Genomic DNA, 310 nt, shown 5'->3' with positions numbered 1-310 from the left:
CTTTCTTAAACTTAGATGTTCTTTGACACAATTGAGTCGTTCTTTGACAGCCTCAAGAGAGAGTCATCAGCTTCACCCATTCTACGAATAGCGCCACAGATGGCGTAGGTCTTGAACTGGCCATTGAACCTGCCTGTGATTTTGTCAACCTCAGCAATGTTGAGCTGGATGGAAGCATGGTCCTTTGCACCAATAATCCTGTTGCTCGCAGAGCATTTGCGAGGCACGTACAAGTCCACGAATTCTCCAGCGTCGTTCTGCATGTTGTAGACTTACGATTGCCGTTAAGGCTGTTTAGACCGCAGATCAC

1 protein-coding gene is annotated in these 310 nt (G+C 47.1%); it reads right to left on the bottom strand.

Annotation, left to right across the window (positions count from 1 at the left end; translation table 11 throughout):
• Positions 1-11: 11 nt before the first annotated feature.
• Positions 12-263 carry a 40S ribosomal protein S21 gene (locus GFJ41_RS21375; RefSeq protein WP_226890303.1) on the bottom strand — a complete coding sequence of 84 codons (252 nt, stop codon included), beginning with the start codon at positions 261-263 and terminating at the stop codon, positions 12-14.
• Positions 264-310: the final 47 nt, after the last annotated feature.

Origin of the sequence: Paraclostridium dentum (genome assembly GCF_012922555.1) — a bacterium.
Lineage (GTDB): Bacteria > Bacillota > Clostridia > Peptostreptococcales > Peptostreptococcaceae > Paraclostridium > Paraclostridium dentum.
The sequence above is the reverse complement of the archived record's forward strand: the minus strand, read 5'-3'. Positions and strand labels throughout refer to the sequence as shown.